A 20,876-nucleotide genomic window follows, 5' to 3' on the forward strand; every position below is an offset into this window, starting at 1 on the left:
CGGACCGGAACGCCGGAAGCGGGGGCGCGGCGTCATCGGCTCATGGGCCCACGGTCAGGGTGAGGGTGGCCGTGTGGTCGAGGGCGACGCCGTCGCCCAGCACCGTGATCGGGTAAGTGCCGGCCGCGGTGGTCGCGCCGACCGTGACGGTCAGCGTGGAGGTGGCGCCGGTGGTGATGCTCGCCGGGCTGAAGGAGGCCGTCATGCCCGCCGGAAGCCCCCTGGCGGACAGCGAGATCTGCTGCGCGGCGCCCGAGACGACGGCGCTGCCGACGGCGACGCTCACGGTCTGGCCCGGCTGCACGGTCGCCGCGGTGGGGCTGACCGCGACCGAGAAGTCGCACGTGTACGGCTCGCCGGCCCGGGCGGGCACGCGCACGGCGTTCCACGCGGCCTTGACCGTGTTGTACTCCAGGCACGACGAGGGGGACATGTCCAGGGCCGCCTGCAGCGAGGCGCGGCGGGCCATGGTGTGCGGCCAGGCGGAGGTCTTGCGCAGCAGCGTGCCCATGTAGATCTGGCCCGCCTTGCGCGCGCCGAGCCCGACGATGGAGGAGGAGTCGCAGGTCGGGCTGGGCGGCTGGCCGTTCGCCGGGTTGCTGCCCTCGGCCAGCAGGTAGAACCAGTGGTTCTGGACGCCGGCCCCCACCTGCGGCGGCATCGACGGCACCGCGCTGCTGTAGCAGTCGGGGTGGCCGGGGATCAGCGACGGCTTGTACATGTAGCGGATCGGGCCGGTTCCGTCGACGTTGACCTCCTCGCCGACGGTGTAGTCCGGCGGGTCGAGGGTGGCGGGCTCGTTGGCGTACTGCTCGGTCAGCGCGCCGAAGATGTCGCCGGTGGACTCGTTGAGTATGGCCTTCTCGTTGTCGCCGAGGTCGATGCCGGGCGTGGTGGCGAAGACGATGTGGCCGTACTCGTGCGCCACGACGTCCATCGCGGTGAGCTGGCGCAGGTTGTCGGAGGTGTGGCCGAAGACGGTGTTGACGCCGTTCCAGTAGGCGTTGACGTCGTTCAGGCCGACGCGGGCGGGGTAGCCGTCGCCGGCGCCGTTGAAGCCGGAGCGTCCCAGCCACGCCTTGAGCATGTCCCATTCGGTGTCGATCGCGAAGAGCGTGTCGACGCAGGCGGTTTCGAGGTTGGTGCCGCTGCCGTTGCCCCAGAAGTCGTCGGGCCCGGTGAAGGCGGCGCCGTTCGGGCCGCCGCAGCGCACGTTCCGCCGTACCGGATCGATCATGGCGAAGGAGGAGCCGGTCGCCATGGTGCCGATCGTGACCGGGTTGCCGTTGTAGTAGCTGTTGCCCACCCCCGCCCTGACCTCGTCGGACTTCAGGACGACCGCGCCGGTCAGCGCGTCGACGAAGACGTGCAGCTTGCTCTCCCTGCCGCCGACGGCGCCGTGGACGAGCACCTCGTAGGCCAGCCGGCCGCGTCCCTGGGCCATGACCAGCAGCCGGGGCGTGGCGACGGAGGAGACCCGGGGCAGCTGGCTTGCGGCCACCCGGGCTGCTTCGGCGGCGCTGAGCCTGGGCGTGGTGGCCACGTCCAGGGGACTGTCCTGGGAGACGGAGGTGCTCAGGACCTCGCCGGTGGCGGCGCTGACCACGACGAAGTCGCCGCCGTAGACCGGCAGCCCCCGGTAGGTGCGGGTGTAGGGCGTGTAGCGCAGGCCGCCCTGCCCTTCGGTCGGGCTCTGCCGTACGTACGCGTCCTCGGGCGAGCTGTGCAACAGTGCGGGCCTGGCCTTCACCAGGAGGTCGGCGGGATCGCCTTTGGCGGCGTCCGCCGGACCGGGGACCGAAGTGGCCACGAGCACACAGACGGCACTCGTGACCAGGGCTAACACGGCATTGCGTCTCATGGGGTCGCTCCCTTTGCGCCGGCGGGCGATGGATGGGGTCACCTGCATTTGAGTTGATGAACTACAGGAGGTCAATATCGAGGTAAATAGGCAGAAAAATCGGGATTTATGGCCCTTTGAGGGACGTGTAACTGGCCGTGTCGGCCGCCGGGCTGCTTCGGCTGCAAGATCACCGGTAGGCTGTCGCGCCGAACACCTGGAGCCCCGATTGTCGCGATCAGCCCTGCTGGTCTGGGCGGCCGCCCTGACCGCCGCCGCCTACCCGACCTGGATCGCCTGGCAGCCCAAAGACCTCGCCTCGCAGCTCTACTTCTGCATGGGCGGGGTCGGTGATCTCGGGGGCATCTCGCCGTTCCTGCCGCTGCGCGGGGACCTCGGCACGCTGACGGCACTCATGACGACCTGGGGAATCCCGGTGCTCGTCGTGCTCGCCGCCCTGGGACACTGGCGTTCGGCGGCGGCCGGGAGACGGGCCGCGGGGCTGCTCGTCCTGACCGCGATCGCGATCCCGCTCACCCCCTGGTACGCCGGCGACGGGCCGTGCGGCGAGGAGCTCGAACTGTTCGGCCTGGACTGGTTCCAGGCCGTGATCGGCTCCTGGGGGCGCGTGGAGAACGCCCTGCTGATCTCCGCCGCGCTGGTGCTGCTCGCGACGCACGCGTTGGGCCCCGCCCAGGAACCCGCCGTGACGCCGATCTGGCGCGCGGGGCTGTTGTTCCTGATCGACTACCTCGTCGTCGCCTGCGTCGTCACCCTCGCCGTCGTGCTGACCGACGGCTGGGCGACCGGCGCGAGCGGCGGCCTGCTGAACTGGCTCAGCTTCGAGGCGATCCTGGACGAGCCCGCCCGGCTGCTGTTCTGGCCGGCGCTGGTCGGTTACGTCCTGCTCAGGCGGCGGCTCGCGGCACGTCCCGCCGTGGTCGCGGGCCTCCCCCGGCGCTCTGCGCTGCCGCCGTGGGTCTGGCTGGTCCGGACGGCGGCCGTGGCCGCTGCCGCCTTTCCCACCTGGCAGTCCTGGGGGACCGTGCCCGCCGAGTGGGCGCATCGGACGTCCGGCTCGGGAACGCTCAGGACCGTCCTGGAAACGCTGCGCGGCGACGCCGGCCGCGTGGTGGAGTTCGCGGTCGGCTGGGGTGTGCCGGTCATCGCCGTCGTAGCCTGCATCGGCCTGGTGCTGATGCTGCTCGCCGCACGCTTGATGCCCCCCCGACGACCGGCCGGCGCGCACACGGTCGTCGCGGCGGGTGACGGCGCTGCTGATCGACTACCTGGTCGTGATCACGATCCTCCTCGCCCTGCCCAGGCTGGGCGCCACGTACGCGCCGGACCTCGACCACGGCCTGCTGGACTCGATCTGGCGGGAGCCGATCTTCCAGGACGACGGGCGGCTGATCGTCCTGCCGGTGGTCTTCCTCTACGCGCTGAGCGGGCACACCCTCGGCAAGCTGGTCATGCGCCTGCGGATCGTCGCCGCCGGCGCGGGCCGCCGCCCGGCGTGGCGCAGGCTGGCCGTGCGGGCGCTGGTCTTCCCGCTGCTCGCCTTCGTCCCGCAGGCCGGGATCGCGCTGCTGGCCCTGGACGGACTGTCGGCCCTGACCGACCCCGCCGGCCGCGGACTGCACGACCGGCTCGCCGGGACCCTCGTGGTGGACAGACCGGGCAGCCGGCGGAGCCGGTGACGAAAGGAACTCCACCCGTCAGCACGTATCTGGGGCACGCCGGACCTGCTCGGGAGGGGCAGCCACGCACATCCCCAGGAGGCGCCCATGCCCAGGATCGGGTTCGAATGGCAGTTCCAGCGTGACGAGCTGCGGTTTCTGGCGAACACCAAGAACGGCTGGCAGACCGAGAACGCCCTGCCGTCCAAGGGACGGGTCTGCTATTGGCAGGACCCCGGGGTCGCCATCGAGTCCGACGGCGGCGACGTCGAGATCATCACCGACTCGGTGACGACGTGGGCCGCCCTGCGCCGTCAGCTCGTCTTCATCGGCGAGCTGATCAGCCTGCTGACGGGCCGTTCCCCCGACAGCACCCAGCTTCCTGACCCGTTCCTGCGATCCGACGAGCAGGAGGACGAGCCGACGACCGGCACCAGGCGGTCGAGCAGGGCCCGGACGAGCACCAGGACGCAGGCCGTGCGCGTGGCCCAGGGACACCTCAAGACCCACGACGACGTCCAGCCGTCCGACGGCCTGCGCTTCGTGCCGGGCACCAACGTGGGCAACATCATGACCGTGTCCCTGGCCGCGCCCGTCAAGAGGTGCGACTTCGACCTCACCGGCAACCCGGTGATGACGACCGTCTACCCCAAGGGCGACGTCCTGGCCCTGACCGCCGGCAGGGACCTCGTCCACGGCACGGCTCAGGCCACCCTGGACGTGCCGCTGGCCGAGCTGCCCGCCCGGCTGGGGGTGCTCGGCTTCGATCCCAGCGCCCGGGTGGGCGCGTGGTTGCAGGGACGCCACCAGACGGCCAACCTCATCGGGTTCGTCACGCTGATCCAGTACATGCTGTGGGTCTTCGCCCATCAGAACCTCACCTCCGGCGACGGGCCGAAGGCGGGCTTCGCGCTGCTGCCGCGCACGAACCTGCGCTCGGTGTACATGAACGCCCTGACGGAGGTGGAACGGTCCGCCTTCGACGCCATGGTCAACGCCCTGCCCGACGGCGACCAGAATTCCCGGGTGTGCCCCCGGCCGTACGGTCTGGGCGGGCGGCAGACGTACGACAACCAGCTCAGCCTGTTCTGGTGGCTGCGGTCGATCCAGGCCGGCGACCCCGGCCAGGGCAACGAGACGCTGGCCGTCCACATGAGCGGCGACGGCCCGCGCGGCATCGCCTACGACGCGATGTCCCCGCCCCGCGGCTACCCCGCCCACGAGCCCTTCCCCGGACGGCCGCCGGAGTGGTTCACGTACTCCATGGGTCAGAAGACGACGCCGTACAAGGCGACCCACGTGGTCGTGGAGTACCGGCAGACCGACCTCTTCGGCCTGAAGAACGGCATGGGAACCTACGAGCAGTTCGTCACCGCGGCGATGCACGCGGCCCGCAGCGCCGGCCTGGACGTGCCGAACTGACCACCGGATCAGCCGGAACGGCTCAGGCACGGGCAGCGGGCGTGATTTTGCGACGGCGGACGTCACCGCAGCGGGGCCGGCTGAGCTGCTCCGCCGGCCACAGATCCGACAGATCGCTGTGGTACTGCACCGCGCACAACAGGGTGACGGCGATCTCCCGGGCACGGTCACGCCCCACGGACGTGTTTCTGCAGGTCAAGCGGTAAGTGTCTGGGGGGAGCGGGTGGCGGGCCGGCGTGTCGCCGACGCTCGAATTCAATCTACATTGTAAAGGCGGGCGGCCGGTAAGGTCAGCGTGCATGTATCCGGTCACGATCTCGTCCCCGAGGCTGGCCCTGCGGGAGTTCGTCCCGACGGACGTCGACGGGCTTCTGGCCATCTACGGCGACCCGCGGGTCGCCGAGCACATGAGCTTCGAGCCCCGAAACCGCGAGCAGGTCGAGAGCATCATGACCGGCGTGATGGAGTCGGCCCGCCACGACCCGAGGACGGACTACTGTCTTGCGGCGGTGCTGCCGGACGGCGAGCTGGTGGCGTTCGCGCGCATCTCGATCGACCTCGGCCACCCGCTGCAGAACAGTGCCCAGATCGGGTTCGCGCTGCGCTCGGACCGGTGGCGTCAGGGGCTGGGCGCCGAGGTCGTACGTCTGCTCCTGCGGCTCGGGTTCGAGCAGCTCGGCGTCCACCGCGTCTGGGGCGCGCGCAGCCCGGTCAACGAGGCGTCCGGGCGGGTCATGAGCAGGCTGGGGATGGTCGAGGAGGGCGTCATCCGCGGGCACCTGAAGCTCGCCGGCGGGTGGCGGGATTCGGTCGTCCACTCCATCCTGGCCCCGGAGTGGAAGGCGGCGTCCGGCTGATCGAGCACCGCCGGCATCGTGGTCAGGGGGCTGACGCGCCCCAAGCAGCTGATCGGGCTCACCCGATCAGGGGTGGCGGCGATGTAGGGCGTACAAGGCCAGAAATGTCTGCATGACCGGTCCGAGCGTCGCGGCCTCGTAGCCGGTCTCCTCCAGCAGTTCCCGAGCCGCCGCGGCCTCGACCGGCTCGTCCCCGTCCGCGTTTCCGCCCGGCAACTCCAGCAGTACGCGTCCAGGCCCCGGCCGGTACTGCATGGCCGGCGTCACCTGCTCATCGTCGGTGAGGGCAACGGTCGCGCCGCCCGCGAGGTGTCCCAGACGTCTTCGTTGCCGTCCGGGTAGCGGTTCGGGCGGGCGAATGCGGGCCGCCGACTCTGGAAAACCGGGCGCGTCCGGTCATCCGGACGAAGAAACAAGGTTCACCGTGTAGGTCACGAGGATTTTTGCGTCCACATCTTCAGTGAAGGCGTGATAGTTGCACTCGATCGTCTGGAAACCGTCGATCTCATCGAAGCGTACCTTGCGGTTGAAGGGGCCTTGATAAGGAAGGTCTTCGTTCAGGAACGCTATGTGTTCTTCCAGGCTCTGGTTGAATACCAGCATTTGGTTGAGATGACCTTCGGTCTCCTGCTCGAAGTGCGAAACCGTGAGCTGCTTCGTGACGTTGTAGGTGAGGCTCTCGCCTGGCTTGATGCGTGTCGCGCCGCTTGGATGAATCGGCTCTTCCAGGTTGAGGCGCAGATATAGTTCCTCGGCCTCGAAGGTTTGTTCGTCGTCTACGGCGCGGACGATTCTGGCGGTTATGGCACCTTTCGGCGAGACGCTGCGCGTGCCTACGTTGTGAATGGTCGCCAAAGAAACGTCGATTGTCTTGGTGGCCATGATGCCCTCGCCATATCCGTGATCGCTACAGTGCGGAACCGATCGATGTCGCTCGGCAACCACATACCCGGCTGGCGGCGTCGGCAAAGACGTAGTCCGGGCTCAGCTGAGCGATTCTGGCGGCCCCGCGCCCCTCGGGCCGCGCTCCGGGGCCATGTGCGCCAGGCTCACACCCTTGGACGGCGCGCGAGCCTGGCCTTGCTCACGGTCTGGGCGAGTCCAGGCCGACGCTCACCCGCCGGCGCCGGGGTAGAAGTCCTCCTTCATGGGCGCGAACCCGCCCGTGCTGGGGTAATAGTCTCCTTTCGGGGCGATCCCACCGCTGTGGGGCCAGAAGTCGTCGCCCATCGGGGCGATCCCGCCGGTGCTGGGGTAGAAGTCGTCCTTGGCGGCTGCCGGGCCGGCGGCCAGGGCGAGTCCGGCTGCGGCCAACAGCCCGATCGCGGCCAGTTTGAGCGCTGTCCTGGTCATGCCATCACCTCTCGTCACCACTCTTGATGCGGGTTTCCGCTCGTGCCTCGGCGTGGGTACGCATTCAGTGCCCAACGGGGGGCCGCCGGCGATCCGGTCCGGTCGGTTCCGGGTCGCGCGGCCCCACCAGCCGGTCCGACGGCCTCCGTGGCGTCGGACCGGCCCCGGGTGCTGCTGGGATATCGGCGGCTGCGGACTACTTGGCGCAGCCTTCCCTTCTCCACTGGATCCAGGTGACGGTCACGGGAGAATCGACCGTCCTGTGTCCCCGCTTGAGGTCGCCGTTCAGGGCGCGGGGGATGCACTTCGAGTACTCGGCGCCGTTCGAGTAGACGTATGTGACAAGGACGTAGTCATAGTCATAGGGGTCGTGCGTGCCGTTGTTGAAGAAGGATCGGACGCCCTTGTACTGGCTGTTGGCCACGCTGACCGGCCCGTAGTCTTCGCCCCGGCCGATGCCGATCTTCGTGCCTGCGGAGATGACCTCTGTCGAGTACATGCAGAAGTCTCCGGCTGCGCAGCCGTACTCCAGGTTGTCGGACATCGCTTCCGCGTTCGCCGGTGACGCGAATGCCAGCCCCGCCAGAGAGGCGGCGGCGACGGCTGCCGGGATGAACCTTTTCAGCATGACTTCTCCTCGCATTGTTGCCCGGGTGGTCCCAGGGCGTGAAATGGCCGGCCCGCCGAGCGGATAACGGCAGGCAGGGGCCAGTCTTGGTGGCGGCTGCATTGTCTGGAACCCCGATTCGCCACCTGAACAAAACTTGATCGTCTCCACAGGGCTGGGTACGTTGTGCTGGTTTGCCCGTATTCGGGGATATGGGGGATCGTGTGGGGCGTCGTGAACGGCCGGTCGATCCGGCGGACGGCCCGGTAGCCGCCTTCGCCGTGGAGTTGCGCAAGCTCCGGCACGAGGCGGGTGGGCCGTCGTATCGGGCGATGGCCGCGCGGGTGCCGTGTTCGGCCGCCACGCTGGCGCAGGCTGCGGCGGGAGACCGGTTGCCGACGCTGCCGGTCGCGCTGGCCTATGTGCAGGCGTGCGGCGGGGACGTCGAGCAGTGGCGGGCCCGGTGGGAGCAGGCTCTGGCCGCGGCCCGTGCGGCCACCGGCTCGGGCGAAGGTGAGGGCCGGGCGCCGTATCGGGGGCTGGCCAGGTTCGAGACCGCCGATCAGGCGTACTTCTTCGGCCGGGCCGCGCTGGTCGAGCGGGTGGCCGAGTTGGTGGAGGCGCATCGCCTGGTCGTGGTGGTGGGCCCGTCGGGCTGCGGCAAGTCCTCGCTGCTGCGTGCGGGGCTGGTGCCCAGACTGCGGCCGCGCGCGGTGCGGGTGGTCACGCCGGGCGCCCGCCCGCGGGCGGCGCTGCCGGACGCCGGCGGGGAGGAGGTGATCGTGGTCGACCAGTTCGAGGAGACGTTCACCCTGTGCCAGGACCCGGACGAACGGCAGGCGTTCATCGACGCCCTGGTCGGCAAGAGCAAGGATGATCAGGACGGCCGGGTGGTCGTGGCCGTCCGCGCGGACTTCTTCGACCACTGCGCCCGCCACCCCGCCCTGATGGAGGCCGTCCGGGACTCCACGGTCCCGGTCGGCCCGATGAGCCGGCCGGAATTGCGGGAGGCGATCGTCAAACCGGCGGGGGCCGCCGGGCTGATCGTCCAGCGTGAACTGACCGCGACCGTCATCGAGGAGGTGGCGGGCGAGCCCGGCGGGCTGCCGCTGATGTCGCACGCCCTGCTGGAGACCTGGCGGCGTCACCACGGCAAGGCACTCACCCTGGCCGACTACGAGGCCACGGGAGGAATCCACGGCGCGGTCGCCCACACCGCCGAAACCCTGTACGCCGATCTCACCGCTGTCGAGCGGCTGCGGTTACGCGAGCTGCTGCTGCGCCTGGTCACGCCGGGCGAGTCCGGCGCGCAGGACACCCGCCGCCCGGTACGGCGTGCCGAACTGCTCACCGGCGACCCGCACGACCCGGGCCCGGCCCTGCTGGAACGCCTGGCCGCCGCCCGTCTGATCACTTTGGACGACGACACCGCCGACCTGGCCCACGAAGCCCTCCTGACCGCCTGGCCCCGCCTGCGCGACTGGGTGGAGGAAGACCGCGAACGGCTACGCGTCCACCGCCGCCTGACCGAGGCCGCCACCGCCTGGAACGACCACGCCCGCGACCCCGGCACCCTCTACCGCGGACTGCAACTGGCCACCGCCCGCCAACACCTCACCGGCCACCTCGACACGCTCACCCCAGACGAGCGGGACTTTCTCCAGGCCAGCACGGCCACCCACCATGCCGCACGCCGCCGGAGCCGCCTGCGCACGTTGGTCCTGTCGGTCGTGGCAACGCTCGCGCTGGTGGCCGCGTCCCTGGCCTGGCAGCAGAACACCGTCAGCAGCCGACGGCAGCGCGAGGCGTACGCCCGCCAGATGATCGGCACCGCCGAGAGCCTGCGCCAGTCCGACCCGCGCCTGGCGATGCAGCTCAGCCTCGCCGCCTGGCGCCTGGCCGACCTGCCAGAGACCCGCGGCGCGCTGCTGACCGCCGGCCGTCAGCCCCAGCAGGACACCTTCACCGACCCCGACCTCGCCCCGGACGCCTTGCGCTGGCTCAGCACCGACGGCCACTTCCTCGTCAGCGTCGGCGACCGCGAAATCACGCGCTGGGATGTGGACACCGGACGAGCCACTCTTACCACTCTCGGCCAGATGTCAGGTGAGTTGTCACAAGTCGCCCTGGGTATGGGCGATGCCCGCTTGCTACCTCTCCTGGGCGTTCGTGCCGTCAACTCGACCGTGACGCTGTTCGACATGGTCACCGGCCGCTACGACCTCTCGCCGTTGGACACCACCAACCTCGGTGCCGAGGTCAGCCGCAGCGGAAGGCATGTCATCGTCTACCAGGCGGACGGCTCCCGCTACCGCGTCCGCGTATGGAACCCCTTCGCCCGGCAGAAGGTCCTGGAGGTGAGCACCTCCCGGAAGAAGCCAGGACTGTACCGCGGGGGAGGAGCCCCTGCGGAGGCCATGGCACGCGTGCGAGGGCGTGAGCGCATGGAAACCGGCGCTCCCGACGCCACGATCAGCGCGAACGGCAAGATCATGGCGCTGTGCGTGCCCGGCGCGCCGCTCCAGCTGTGGAACCTGGACGACGGCCACAAGATCACGGCGTCCTGGGCGCCGACGCTGTCGGCCGAACAGTGCCGGGAAGAACGCCTGTTCCTGGCCCCGGACGGGCGACGCCTGCTGCTGGCCGAAGACGGCCGGGTCCGGCAGTGGCACCTGCCCGACGGCAGGCCAGCCCCCGCCCTCCCGGCGCCGGACGTGTATGAGATCGGATTCAGCCAGGACGGCTCCTTCCTGGCCACGGCCGGCATGGACGAGCTCCTGGTATGGCGGTCGGGCCAGACCGACGAACTGCTGTTCCGGCACCCTCTCGGCGGCGAGCGCGCGTTCGACCTCAGGATCGACCCGGCCGCTGACCGCATCCGCTACCTGGCCGGGGCGCTCACCGGTTCGGCCACCGTCCGCACGCTTCGACTCAACGCCGCCTCGGAGAGCAGCTGGGGAGAGGACCTCGCGACGGGTGCGACCTTCAGCCCCGACGGTCGGCGCCTCGCCGTCACCTACGACAACCGCGTGGAGCTACGTGACGGCACCAGCGGGCAGCGCCTTCCCGGCCCACCGCCGCTGCCCTGTCCGGCGACCACCTCAGGAGGGCCCGGATGCCGCGCCGTCGCCGCCTTCCGGCGTGACGGCCGGGTCCTGGCCTACGGCGACGTCCTTCAGGCCCCGTCGTTCAAGGCGTGGATGTGGGATCTCGACAGCCGGCGCGTCGGCGCGAGCTCGCCTCTCCTGCCGACGGGACAGGACCTCGCCTTCGCGGGCGGCAACCTGTTGATCAGCGGCGTGACCTTCGCCGACTTTCCCTCTGCCGTCACGACGATCGCCGTCTGGGATCCGATCAAAGGCCGGGTCTCCGCGACCGTGCCCGGCATCACCGGCCGCCTTGCCGTCGACCCCGCCGAGCGGCTGCTGGTCACCACGCAGGGGCACGTCGCCGATCTCGCCACCGGAACACCGATCCGCCGTGCGGGCAGGACCGGTGTGGCCGGCGCGTTGGCCTTCAGCCCTGACGGACGTTTCCTCGCCGTCGGCAGCGGGGGTGGGCAGACCGCGCTCTGGGACGGCACAGTGCAACGGCACCTCGGCACCCTGACGTCCACGGCCCTGGCCGCGGACGTCAGCGCCCTCGCCTTCTCCCCGGACGGGCGCGTGTTCGCTGTCGGGATGACCAACGGCGCGATCCAGCTGTGGGACACCGACACCCGGCAACCCATGGGAGCTCCCATCACGGCTCCTGGCAGCACCGTCCTGGCCATGACCCTGCACGACAACGCCCTCTACGTCGCCTCCGAGCGCATCCCCTACCAGCGCTTCGACCTCACCCCGGCGGCCGCGGCCGCCACCATCTGCCAACGGGCAGGCGGAGGCCTCACGCCGGAGAAGTGGGCCACCTACTTCCCGGGCTACCCCTTCCGGCCCACCTGTGGCCGTGACGCCCGATGAGGCGCGGCTTCACATCGGTCACGTCATCGGGTGGGCTCCTCCGCGGCGGTGGGAGCCGGTCGGTTCTTCATGGTCAGGGCCAGGAGGATGGCGGCGGCGGTGAAGGCCGCGGTGACCCCCTCGGTGAGGACCTGGTGGGCCGGTCCGCGCGAAGCGCGCCTGGCCGCGCCGAACACCGTGACGACGGGCTCCGCCGCCGGGCGGGTCAGCCGGCCTGAACCTGCCGGTCCAGGGGGCTCAGCGGGGCGGCTCGTCGCCGGTGAACGTCGCCGCCTGCGGCGTGGCCGCGAAGACGGTGCGCAGCTCGGCGAGCAGGTCGTCGAGCGTGGGGTCCGGTGAGGCGGTGGTCCAGCCGCGCAAGGCGGCGTGGAAGGCCGCCACCAGCAGGTCGAGCGCCAGCCTGGGCCGCGGGTCGCGGTCGCCGAGGCCGAGCCGCCTGCGCAGGGTGGCCTCGAAGGCCGCGCTGGTGCGGTCGCAGAACTGCAGCCCGTGCGCGGCGATGGACGGCGTGCGCTGCGACAGCTCCTGGCTGAGCCGCACGCGGGCCACCCATTCCGGCCCCTCCGCCGACATCCGCCGCACCGCCGCGAGCATCGCCTCCTGCAGCACCTCCAGCACGGGACGGCCGCCGCCGAGCGGCGCGTGCTCGACGTCGTCGAGGAGGGCGGTCCACAGGGCCTCCAGCGGGGCGGAGGCGACCTCCTCCTTGCTGGCGAAGTTGCGGAAGAACGTGCGCTTGGAGACCTCGACCTCCGCGCACAGCTCGTCGAGGGTCACCTGGTCGAAGCCGCGCTCGGTGAACAGCGCGAGCGCGGTGTCCACCAGGGTGGCCCGGGTCTTGAGCTTCTTGCGCTCGCGGAGCGGCAGCAGGTCGGCGGTCATCGTCCCCAGTGTATCCGGGGCGCATATGCCTCCTATAGGCTTATGCCACTCAGTGGCACTTTGGAGGATGTCGTCATGCGCGCTCTGATCGTCGACCGTTCCGTTCCCGGTGGCCTGCGGGCGGGCCAGGCGCCCGACCCGGTGCCGGCGCCCGGCGAGGCGCTGGTCCGCGTCACCGCCACGTCGCTCAACTACGGCGAGGTCAGGCACGCTCTGCAGGAGGCGCCCGAGGGCACGGTGCTCGGCTGGGACGCGGCGGGGGTCGTCGTCCAGGCCGCGGCCGACGGCTCGGGGCCCGCCGTGGGCACGCCCGTGGTCACGCTGGGCTGGGACGGCGGGTGGGCCGAGCTGCGGGCCGTCCCGACCGACCGGATCGGGGTGGTGCCGCAGGGCGCGGACCCCGGCGCGATCAGCACGATCCCGGTCGCCGGCGCCACCGCGCTGCGCGCGCTCGACCGCCTCGGACCGATCCTGGGGCGGCGGGTCCTGGTCACCGGCGCGACGGGCGGCGTCGGCCGGTACGCCGTGCAGCTCGCCCGGCTCGGCGGCGCGTACGTCATCGCCGCCACCGGCGACCCGGACCGGCACGGCGACGGGCTGCGCGCGCTCGGCGCGGACGAGGTCGTCGCCGCCCCCGCCGAGAGCGGCGGACGGCTCGACGGCGTCCTGGACCTGCTCGGCGGCGTCCCGCTGGTCGAGGCGTTCGACCAGCTCACGGAGGGCGGCACGCTGGTCGCCGTCGGACACTCCACCGGCGAGGGCGAGAGCTTCCCGTTCGGCGCGCTGTTCGGCGGCGCCGACCGCCACGACCGCTCGCTCGTGACCTTCCACCTGCTCTACTGCCACGGCCTGCACCGCGACCTGACCTGGCTGGCCGGGCAGGTCGCGGGCGGCAGGCTGAGCCCGGAGATCACCTGGCGCGGCGGCTGGGACGAGGCCGCCGAGGCGGCGGCCGCCCTCCTCGACCGCCGCGTGCACGGCAAGGCGGTCCTCGACCTGGCGTGAGAGCGGGCCGGACGAGCAAGGCGGAGAGCCCGTGCGGGGTCCGGGGTCTCCAGAAAGAATGCGGAAAGCTATGACATGTGACCTCCAGCTGGGCCCGCATCCATGCGAGGCGGCGTACCCGCCGGACGTGGACCACGCAGCACCGGGTGGTCCGCGGCGCCCAGGAGTACCACCAGATCCAGTTCGGCCACCGCGTCATGTTCGTCAGGAGCGAGGACGTCGTGGTGACCGACGCGTGAGCGCCGGACCGGCCGGCTGCCGCATCGCCGGCGCGGCCCGGAGCCGGCGGGCCCGGTCAGCCGATCGGCGGTGCGAGGTACTCCAGCGCGTAACCCTCGCCGGCGGGCGTCACGCGGGCGATGCCGGGTGAGTCGAGGTGGGCGCCGGCCACGAAGTGGTGCGGCCGGCTCAGTCGTTCCAGCAGCGTCGCTCGCGCGGCGCGGGCGCGGGACTGGTCGCCGTCGAGCTCCCAGGACACCTTCGGCTGGTCGAACTGCAGCGTGGGGACGTGCACGGTGTCGCCCCAGACGAGAAGGTGGCCGGCGCCGCTCCTGATCTCGTAGACGGTGTGCCCGGGGGTGTGGCCCGGCGTCGGCAGCGCCGTGGCCCACTCGTTGATCGCGACCTTCTCCGACACGGGCACGACCCGGTCGCGGACCGGCTCCAGCCGCCGCCCGCCGAAGACCGAGGTGTCGCCCGCGCCGATCCACACGCGCTCAAGCTTGGGGAACGCCTCCGAGCCGTCCGGCGCGATCAGGCCGCTCACGTGGTCTTCGTGGTTGTGGGTGATGGCCGCGTCGGTCACCTCCGCGCGGTCGACCCCCGCCTCGTCGAGCGCGTCGTAGATCAGGCCCATGGTGGGGTCGTGCCAGGCATCGGACGCGCCGGTGTCGATGAGCAACGACCGGGTGCCGTCGGTGACGTAGAAGGCGTTGACCGACAGCCGCAGGTTGTCGCCGGCCAGCGGGACGGCGGCGGGCAGCTCGCCGAGCGGGCGCCCGTCCTCGTCGCGCAGCCGTGTGGGCGGCATGTCGATGTAGCCGTCGCGCAACGAGATCACCTGCAGCTCGCCGAACTCGAACGTGGCATGGAGCCGGCCACCCGAACTGAAACGCATGGAACCTCCGTCATGTCGGGCGCACATCGCCCGTCTTCTATAGAAGACTCTGTCTTCTTTAGGAGAAACCCTACACTGTGGGACAGCGAGGTACGGATCGATCGAGGAGCACGGTGGTCGAGAAAGACGGAAACGTGGCAGAACCACAACACGGTGACGACCTGGCCGGTGCGTTCGGCGTCAACGTGCGGCGACGCCGCGAGGAGGCGGGCCTGACGCTGGAACAGCTGTCCGCGCAGTCGTCGGTCAGCCGGGCGATGTTGTCCAAGGTCGAACGCGGTGAGAAGAGCCCGACGATCGGCGTCGCCTCCAGGATCGCCCACGCGCTCGACGCGTCGCTGTCGGACCTGATCGGCGCGCCGGCCGGGGCCGCGTCCGGCGTGGCCGTCGTCATGCGCAGGAGTCACCGTCCGGTGTTCCGTGACCCGGAGACCGGCTTCGAGCGGCACATGGTGTCGGCGGCCCCGGGCGCGGGAGGGGCCGAGATGGTCTTCCACCACCTCCCCGCCCAGGTGTCCACCGGGCTGCTGCCCGCCTACCCGCCGGGTACGGAGAAGCAGCTCGTGGTGCTCGAAGGCACCCTCACCGTCGCGATCGGCGGGATCAACGAGACCCTGGAGACGGGCGACTCGCTGTTCTTCCAGGCCGACGCCGACCACGGCTTCGCCAACCGGACGAACGCTCCCTGCGAGTACATCATGTTCATCTCCCGCCGAACCTGATCGGCCGGGGCGAAGGCACGACACGCTGCACGCCCTGCTCGGCGACCCCGTCGACTTCAAGGCGCTCACCCCCGGAGCCCACTGGGACGCCGACGACCCCGGCGAGCGCATCGCCTGGCTGCGTATCCTGTGCTCCGGCTTCCGGCCCGTCCCGGACGAGGAGCCGTCGGAGGACTGATGGTGTTCATGGTGATCGAACGATTCCGCGGCCAGGACGCCAAGGCCGTCTACCGGCGGTTCCGGGAGAAGGGCCGCATGACCGGCGAAGGTCTGGTGTTCGTCTCCAGCTGGGTGACGGCTGATCTGAGCCGCTGCTTCCAGCTCATGGAATGTGACGACATCGCACTTCTGCAACGCTGGGTCGCCGAGTGGTCGGACCTCGTCGAGTTCGAGATCGTGCCGGTGGCGCCCGGAGCCGCGACCGCCGCCGCCCTTGACGGCTGATCCGGACGTCGCCGGTCAGAGCATCGGACGCGGGTAACCGGCCGGGGGCGTGCCCAGCAGCCACGGCTGGTGGACGTGGGCGGCGGGCACGCCGGCGAGCTCGGGGACGTGACGGCGCACGTAGTCGCCCGCCGGGTCGTACCGCTGGGCCTGGCGCAGCGGGTTGAAGCCGCGGTTGGGGCGCGTGTCGTTGCCGGTGCCGGCGATCCACTGCCAGTTGCCCGAGTTGTTGGCCACGTCGCCGTCGAGCAGGTGCTCGAAGAAGTGCCGGGCGCCGGCCCGCCAGTCGATCCCGAGGACCTTGACCAGGTAGGAGGCCACGATGAGGCGGGCCCGGTTGTGCATCCAGCCCTCGGCGAGGAGCTGGCGCATGCCGGCGTCCACGACGGGCAGCCCGGTCATGCCCTCCCGCCAGGCCTGCAGCGCGTGCTCGTCGTCGCGCCAGCGGTGGCCGCGGGGGCGGTAGTCGTCCCGGTTGATCCGCGGGAAGGCGAAGGTGACCTGGTGGTGGAAGTCGCGCCAGCACAGCTGGCGGACGAACGGCTCGCTGCCCGCGGCCAGGTGGGCCAGCTCCAGCGGGGACAGGCAGCCGAACCTCAGGTACGGGCTCAGCCGGGAGGTGCGGTCACCGGCCAGGTCGTCGTGGCCGTCGGCGTACCCCGGCAGGGCGCGGCGGATCCACTGCCGGGCGCGGTCGCGGGCGGCGGTCTCGCCGCCAGGCACGGGTTCCGGCCGGGCCGGGCGCGGCAGCCGCCCGGCGTCGAGGTCGTGAGGCGTCGGCACGTGGCGGGGGGCCGCGAGCAGCGGACGGCGCCGGTGCCCGCTCCAGGCGCGCCAGTACGGCGTGAAGACCCGGTAGTGATCCCCGCCCCCGGACGGGGTGAGCGTGCCGGGCGGCACCACCGTGACCCCGGGGAAGAGCTCGTAGCAGAGCCGTTCGCGGGCCAGCCGGTCCTGCCTGCGCCTGGCCAGCAGGCTGACGTCGGCACTGGCGAAGACCGCCGCCGCTCCCGTTCCGTGGACGAGCTTCATGGTCTCGGTCACGACGTCGCCGTGCCGGACGACCAGGTCCCCGCCGCGTTCCCGGAGACAGGCCCGCAGGTCGGCCAGGCACTCCAGCAGGAAGCCGCGGCGGCGGCCGGCGGGGACGGCGTCGTCCAGCACGAACAGGGGGAGCACGGCGCGGGCGCGTTCGCAGGCGGCCGTCAGGGCCGGGTGGTCGTGCACCCGCAGGTCCCTGTTGAACAGGACGATCACCGTGTCCATCGACGTCCCTTCACGACGAGACCGGATGCGGTCGCGGGTCGAGTCACGACGTGGCCGCGCCGGCCGGTCCGGTGCGCAGGCAGTCACGATCGTGCACTTCAGACATGCCTCACAGATGCCCAGCCGGCCGCGCCCGCACGCGCACGATGACCGGACCGCTCCGGCATGAGGCCCAGGGGATGGGGAAGGTGCGTGGGCATGGCAGTGTGCCTGGTGACAGGGGCGACGGGGTACATCGGCGGGCGGCTGGCGCCCGAGCTGCTGGCCGCCGGTCACGACGTGCGGTGCATGGTGCGCTCGGCCGGACGCCTGCGCGACCTGCCGTGGGCGGAACAGGTCGAGGCCGTCGAGGCCGACGCCACCGACGCCGAGCGCACGCGCCGTGCGCTGGACGGGGTGGACGTCGCGTACTACCTGATCCACGCGATGGGGACGAGCGGCCGGTTCGCCGAGCGGGACCGGCTGGCGGCGCGCACGTTCGCGGCCGCGGCGGCCGAAGCGGGCGTGCGGCGGATCGTCTATCTGGGCGGGTTGACGGCGGACGAGCGGCTCTCGCCGCACCTGTCGTCGCGGGCAGAGGTGGGGGAGATCTTCCTGCGCGGCGCGGTCCCGGCGGTGGTGCTGCGGGCCGCGGTGATCATCGGGTCGGGGTCGGCCTCGTTCGAGATGCTGCGTTACCTGACCGAGCGGTTGCCGGTGATGACGACGCCGCGCTGGGTGCGCAGCCGTACCCAGCCGATCGCGGTGCGGGACGTGCTGCGTTATCTGGTGGCGTGGGCGCAGGTGCCGGGGACGGTCAACCGGGGGTTCGACATCGGCGGGCCTGATGTCCTGACGTATGCCGACATGATGCACGGCTATGCCGCGGTGGCCGGGCTGCCGCCCAGGTTGATCATTCCGGTGCCGCTGCTCACCCCCCGGCTGTCGAGCCTGTGGGTGGGGCTGGTCACGCCCGTCCCCGCGAGCATCGCCCGCCCGCTGGTGGAGTCGCTGCGCAACGAGGCCGTGTGCGGCGAGCACGACATCGCCCGCCACGTCCCCGACCCCGAGGGCGGGCTGGTCGGCTTCCGCCAGGCGGTGTCGCTGGCGCTGATGAAGATCAAGGGGGCCGACGTCGCCACGCGCTGGTCCTCGGCGTCCACGCCGGGCGCGCCGAGCGATCCGCTGCCCACCGATCCCGACTGGGCGGGCGGCAGCCTGTTCGTGGACGACCGGAGCCTGGCCGTGCAGGCCAGCCCGGAGGCGTTGTGGCAGGTGATCGAGGGCATCGGCGGCCGTAACGGCTGGTACTCGCTGCCGGTGGCCTGGCAGTTGCGGGGCCTGGCCGATCTGCTGGTGGGCGGGGTCGGGCTGCGGCGCGGCCGGCGCGATCCGGCCCGGCTGCGGGTGGGCGACTCGATCGACTTCTGGCGGGTGGAGGAGGTGCTGCCCGGACGGCTGCTGCGGCTGCGCGCCGAGATGCGGCTGCCCGGACTGGCCTGGCTGGAGCTCGGCGTCACCCGCTCCGGCGGCCGGACGATCTACACGCAACGTGCCATCTTTCATCCGCACGGCCTGCTCGGCCATCTGTACTGGTGGGGGATCTCGCCCTTCCACGGTCTGATCTTCGGCCGGATGCCGGTGAACGTGGCCGCCGCGGCCCGCCGCGGGGACCGGTCCGCGGCTACGAGCTGACCAGCGCCAGATCGAGCACGTCGATGCCGACCGGGGTGCGCCCGATCGCGATCCGGCTCAGCGACCACGGGCCCGGGAAGCGGTGCAGCAGTGCGTGCACCGCGATCGCCACCTCGTGCCGGGCCAGGTGCGCGCCGAGGCAGAAGTGCACACCGTGGCCGAAGGACAGGTGCTCGTTGGGCGTCCGGTCGAGCCGGAACACGTGCGGCTCGGCGAACACCCGGGGATCCCGGTTGGCCGAGAGCACCATGGCGACCACCCGCCGGCCCGCCTCGACGGGGTGCCCGGCGATGCGGGCCGGGCCGGTGGTGAACCGGTCGGTGCCGCCGACCGGGGGCAGGAAACGCAGCACCTCCTCGACGGCGGCGGGCACCAGCCAAGGGGCGGCACGCAGCCGGGCCGGCGCCTCCGGGTGGGCCGCCAGGCACAACACGGCGTTGACCAGCAGGGTCCTGGTCGACTCGTGGCCGTTGACGAGCAGCAGTGTGCAGAAGTCGAGCAGTTCCTCGTCGGAGAGCCGGCTGCCGTCCGGTTCGGCGGCCAGCAGGGCGCCGATCACGTCGCCCCGGGGCCGGGCGCGGTGCTCGGCGAACACCTCGCCGAAGTACTCGGCCAGTTCGGCGTGCGCGGCGCGGAACGCGGCCCGGCGCGCCGGGTCCTCGCTGAACGCGCCGGCGAAGGAGGTGATCGCCTCGGTCCAGCGCACGAAGTCCGGTTGCCGGTCCGGTTCCACGCCCAGCAGCGCGGCGACGGTGCGCACGGGCAACGGATGACCGAGCCGGCCGATCACGTCCAGCTCGCCGTCCACGCCGGCCAGTTGCGTCCGTACGGTGTCGGTGATCGAGGGCAGCAACGACTGGATCGCGCGGGGCGTGAAGGCCCGGCTGACCAGCCGGCGCAGCAGGTGGTGCCGGGGCGGGTCGATCGCCGACAGGCTGCCGAGCATCGGGTTGTCCCGGTGCGGCGGGGGTTCCGCGCTGTGACGCAGCTCGTCGGACGAGAACGTCCGGTGGTCGGTGAGCACCTGCTTCACCTCGGTGTGCCCGTGCACCAGCCAGCTCTGCAACGGCTCGGCGAAACGCACCCCGTCCCCGGCCAGACCGTCCTGCGCGGTCTGCCGGTACCAGTCGAGGATCTCCTTGACGACGTCATCGGTCATGCGTCGAGTGTGTTGCCCCCCGGCCGGCCGATGCTTGGAGAAAACGGCCACCCTGCAGCAGCGCGGTCGGTGGCGCGCCCACCGCGTGCCGGAACTCGGCGAGCAGGTGCGACTGGTCGTAGCAGCCGCTGCGCACGGCGATGGCCGCCCAGTCGGGGCGCTCGCCCCTGGCCAGCGCGGCGCGCGCGGCGGCGAGCGCGTGGTGCAGCCGCACCACCCGCGCGTAGGACTTGGGCCGCAGCCCGACCGCCACCCCGAACCGCCGTCGCAGTTGCCGCTCGGACAATCCGGCCCGGACGGCATGCTGCTCCACCGGCGCACCCGGCGCCGCGTGCATCGCCGCCAGTACGACGCGCACCCGCTCGTCGACGCGGCATCGTCCGGCGCGCGCCCGTACCAGGGCCAGCGCCCCGGCCAGCCGCTCGCCCACCGCCCCGGCCGGCCGCCCGCTCTCTGACCCGACCGGCCGCCCGACGTCGATGGGCGCCCTCGGCGGCCGCCCGGCGTCGATGGGCGTTCCGGCCAGTGGGACCTCGTCGGCCGCGATCCCGAACAGCCCGGTCACCGCCCCCGGTCGCAGCCGCACCCCGACCAGGGGCCCGCCCCCGGGCAACCGTCCCTGCCGGACGCGTGTCTCCGGACCGGCCAGCCGGCACCCTCCGTCCGGCATGACCAGCAGGTCGACGGCGGGGTACGGCAACCCTCCCGGCACGGTGTCGCCGCCCAGCACCCAGATCCCGGCCACGAGGTGGGCCAGGTCGGCGGGCACGGGCAACGCGGTCACCCGTGCAGTCAACCGGGCGACCGCCGCGCCCGCCACCGATTAACCGGACCGCGGGACGCCCGACAGGCGCCACCGCCGCGGGACCCGGCGAGGCAGGCCGGATCCT

At 71.8% G+C, this 20,876-nt stretch carries 19 protein-coding genes; 9 read left to right on the forward strand and 10 right to left on the reverse strand.

Going from position 1 to position 20,876, the window contains the following annotated elements:
* Nucleotides 1-40: 40 nt before the first annotated feature.
* Nucleotides 41-1,861, reverse strand: coding sequence for a M4 family metallopeptidase (locus tag AB0J76_RS13030; RefSeq protein WP_352328189.1), 1,821 nt, complete (start codon nt 1,859-1,861; stop codon nt 41-43).
* A gap of 1,244 nt (nt 1,862-3,105) precedes the next feature.
* Here AB0J76_RS13030 and AB0J76_RS13035 point away from each other — a divergent pair.
* The 3 genes from AB0J76_RS13035 (at nt 3,106) to AB0J76_RS13045 (ending at nt 5,798) form a co-directional block, all read left to right on the forward strand.
* Nucleotides 3,106-3,540 (forward strand): RDD family protein, encoded by a 435-nt coding sequence (locus tag AB0J76_RS13035; RefSeq protein ID WP_352328188.1) that lies wholly within the window; start codon nt 3,106-3,108, stop codon nt 3,538-3,540.
* Nucleotides 3,541-3,627: 87 nt separating this feature from the next.
* A complete protein-coding gene (locus AB0J76_RS13040) occupies nt 3,628-4,941 on the forward strand; it encodes a hypothetical protein (RefSeq protein WP_352328187.1) in 1,314 nt (437 codons plus the stop codon).
* 299 nt (nt 4,942-5,240) lie between these two features.
* Nucleotides 5,241-5,798, forward strand: a complete 558-nt coding sequence (locus tag AB0J76_RS13045; protein WP_352328186.1) for a GNAT family protein — start codon at nt 5,241-5,243, stop codon at nt 5,796-5,798.
* 66 nt (nt 5,799-5,864) lie between these two features.
* Here AB0J76_RS13045 and AB0J76_RS13050 read toward each other — a convergent pair whose 3' ends face one another.
* The 4 genes from AB0J76_RS13050 to AB0J76_RS13065 form a co-directional block, all read right to left on the reverse strand.
* On the reverse strand, nt 5,865-6,158 hold the full coding sequence (locus AB0J76_RS13050) for an NUDIX hydrolase (RefSeq protein WP_364389794.1): 294 nt from the start codon (nt 6,156-6,158) through the stop codon (nt 5,865-5,867).
* A 36-nt stretch (nt 6,159-6,194) separates the two neighbouring features.
* Entirely contained in the window at nt 6,195-6,680 is a 486-nt protein-coding gene (locus tag AB0J76_RS13055; protein ID WP_352328185.1) for a hypothetical protein, read from the reverse strand.
* Between the two features lie 231 nt (nt 6,681-6,911).
* Entirely contained in the window at nt 6,912-7,151 is a 240-nt protein-coding gene (locus tag AB0J76_RS13060) for a hypothetical protein (RefSeq protein ID WP_352328184.1), read from the reverse strand.
* A gap of 196 nt (nt 7,152-7,347) precedes the next feature.
* Entirely contained in the window at nt 7,348-7,779 is a 432-nt protein-coding gene (locus tag AB0J76_RS13065; protein ID WP_352328183.1) for a hypothetical protein, read from the reverse strand.
* A 203-nt stretch (nt 7,780-7,982) separates the two neighbouring features.
* Here AB0J76_RS13065 and AB0J76_RS13070 point away from each other — a divergent pair, with 203 nt between their 5' ends.
* Complete coding sequence (locus AB0J76_RS13070; RefSeq protein WP_364389483.1) at nt 7,983-11,717, forward strand: hypothetical protein; 3,735 nt, start codon at nt 7,983-7,985, stop codon at nt 11,715-11,717.
* A 237-nt stretch (nt 11,718-11,954) separates the two neighbouring features.
* On the opposite strand, the gene AB0J76_RS13075 is transcribed toward AB0J76_RS13070, so the two are convergent.
* Complete coding sequence (locus AB0J76_RS13075; protein WP_352327518.1) at nt 11,955-12,599, reverse strand: TetR family transcriptional regulator; 645 nt, start codon at nt 12,597-12,599, stop codon at nt 11,955-11,957.
* Nucleotides 12,600-12,674: 75 nt separating this feature from the next.
* Between AB0J76_RS13075 and AB0J76_RS13080 the strand changes: the two genes are divergently transcribed.
* Both AB0J76_RS13080 and AB0J76_RS13085 read left to right on the forward strand, forming a co-directional pair.
* Nucleotides 12,675-13,604, forward strand: a complete 930-nt coding sequence (locus tag AB0J76_RS13080) for a zinc-binding dehydrogenase (protein ID WP_352327519.1) — start codon at nt 12,675-12,677, stop codon at nt 13,602-13,604.
* 77 nt (nt 13,605-13,681) lie between these two features.
* Nucleotides 13,682-13,843, forward strand: a complete 162-nt coding sequence (locus AB0J76_RS13085) for a hypothetical protein (RefSeq protein WP_352327520.1) — start codon at nt 13,682-13,684, stop codon at nt 13,841-13,843.
* A gap of 56 nt (nt 13,844-13,899) precedes the next feature.
* Here AB0J76_RS13085 and AB0J76_RS13090 read toward each other — a convergent pair whose 3' ends face one another.
* On the reverse strand, nt 13,900-14,721 hold the full coding sequence (locus AB0J76_RS13090; protein ID WP_352327521.1) for an MBL fold metallo-hydrolase: 822 nt from the start codon (nt 14,719-14,721) through the stop codon (nt 13,900-13,902).
* A gap of 134 nt (nt 14,722-14,855) precedes the next feature.
* On the opposite strand from AB0J76_RS13090, the gene AB0J76_RS13095 reads away from it, so the two are divergent.
* Together AB0J76_RS13095 and AB0J76_RS13100 are read left to right on the forward strand one after the other, a co-directional pair.
* Nucleotides 14,856-15,443, forward strand: a complete 588-nt coding sequence (locus AB0J76_RS13095; RefSeq protein WP_352327522.1) for an XRE family transcriptional regulator — start codon at nt 14,856-14,858, stop codon at nt 15,441-15,443.
* Between the two features lie 186 nt (nt 15,444-15,629).
* A complete protein-coding gene (locus AB0J76_RS13100; protein WP_352327523.1) occupies nt 15,630-15,887 on the forward strand; it encodes a DUF3303 family protein in 258 nt (85 codons plus the stop codon).
* A 15-nt stretch (nt 15,888-15,902) separates the two neighbouring features.
* Here the strand turns inward: AB0J76_RS13100 and AB0J76_RS13105 are convergent, their stop codons facing one another.
* On the reverse strand, nt 15,903-17,153 hold the full coding sequence (locus AB0J76_RS13105) for a deoxyribodipyrimidine photo-lyase (RefSeq protein ID WP_352327524.1): 1,251 nt from the start codon (nt 17,151-17,153) through the stop codon (nt 15,903-15,905).
* A 198-nt stretch (nt 17,154-17,351) separates the two neighbouring features.
* On the opposite strand from AB0J76_RS13105, the gene AB0J76_RS13110 reads away from it, so the two are divergent.
* Nucleotides 17,352-18,827: an SDR family oxidoreductase gene (locus AB0J76_RS13110; protein WP_352327525.1), complete on the forward strand. Its 1,476-nt coding sequence runs from the start codon at nt 17,352-17,354 to the stop codon at nt 18,825-18,827.
* Here the strand turns inward: AB0J76_RS13110 and AB0J76_RS13115 are convergent.
* Both AB0J76_RS13115 and AB0J76_RS13120 read right to left on the reverse strand, forming a co-directional pair.
* Entirely contained in the window at nt 18,817-19,986 is a 1,170-nt protein-coding gene (locus AB0J76_RS13115) for a cytochrome P450 (protein WP_352327526.1), read from the reverse strand. The genes AB0J76_RS13110 and AB0J76_RS13115 overlap by 11 nt on opposite strands.
* A complete protein-coding gene (locus AB0J76_RS13120) occupies nt 19,976-20,770 on the reverse strand; it encodes a helix-turn-helix domain-containing protein (RefSeq protein ID WP_364389488.1) in 795 nt (264 codons plus the stop codon). The genes AB0J76_RS13115 and AB0J76_RS13120 overlap by 11 nt, the downstream gene beginning before the upstream one ends.
* Nucleotides 20,771-20,876: the final 106 nt, after the last annotated feature.

The organism is Nonomuraea sp. NPDC049624 (genome assembly GCF_040675255.1).
GTDB lineage: Bacteria > Actinomycetota > Actinomycetes > Streptosporangiales > Streptosporangiaceae > Nonomuraea.

What these genes read in the sequence shown, in the direction of transcription:
- AB0J76_RS13040 (WP_352328187.1), top strand. Translation starts at nt 3,628, where the DNA reads ATGCCCAGGATCGGGTTCGAATGGCAGTTCCAGCGTGACGAGCTGCGG.
- AB0J76_RS13080 (WP_352327519.1), top strand. Translation starts at nt 12,675, where the DNA reads ATGCGCGCTCTGATCGTCGACCGTTCCGTTCCCGGTGGCCTGCGGGCG.
- AB0J76_RS13100 (WP_352327523.1), top strand. Translation starts at nt 15,630, where the DNA reads ATGGTGATCGAACGATTCCGCGGCCAGGACGCCAAGGCCGTCTACCGG.
- AB0J76_RS13090 (WP_352327521.1), bottom strand. Translation starts at nt 14,721, where the DNA reads ATGCGTTTCAGTTCGGGTGGCCGGCTCCATGCCACGTTCGAGTTCGGC.
- AB0J76_RS13105 (WP_352327524.1), bottom strand. Translation starts at nt 17,153, where the DNA reads ATGGACACGGTGATCGTCCTGTTCAACAGGGACCTGCGGGTGCACGAC.
- AB0J76_RS13045 (WP_352328186.1), top strand. Translation starts at nt 5,241, where the DNA reads ATGTATCCGGTCACGATCTCGTCCCCGAGGCTGGCCCTGCGGGAGTTC.
- AB0J76_RS13055 (WP_352328185.1), bottom strand. Translation starts at nt 6,680, where the DNA reads ATGGCCACCAAGACAATCGACGTTTCTTTGGCGACCATTCACAACGTA.
- AB0J76_RS13065 (WP_352328183.1), bottom strand. Translation starts at nt 7,779, where the DNA reads ATGCTGAAAAGGTTCATCCCGGCAGCCGTCGCCGCCGCCTCTCTGGCG.
- AB0J76_RS13115 (WP_352327526.1), bottom strand. Translation starts at nt 19,986, where the DNA reads ATGACCGATGACGTCGTCAAGGAGATCCTCGACTGGTACCGGCAGACC.
- AB0J76_RS13030 (WP_352328189.1), bottom strand. Translation starts at nt 1,861, where the DNA reads ATGAGACGCAATGCCGTGTTAGCCCTGGTCACGAGTGCCGTCTGTGTG.
- AB0J76_RS13110 (WP_352327525.1), top strand. Translation starts at nt 17,352, where the DNA reads ATGGCAGTGTGCCTGGTGACAGGGGCGACGGGGTACATCGGCGGGCGG.
- AB0J76_RS13075 (WP_352327518.1), bottom strand. Translation starts at nt 12,599, where the DNA reads ATGACCGCCGACCTGCTGCCGCTCCGCGAGCGCAAGAAGCTCAAGACC.
- AB0J76_RS13060 (WP_352328184.1), bottom strand. Translation starts at nt 7,151, where the DNA reads ATGACCAGGACAGCGCTCAAACTGGCCGCGATCGGGCTGTTGGCCGCA.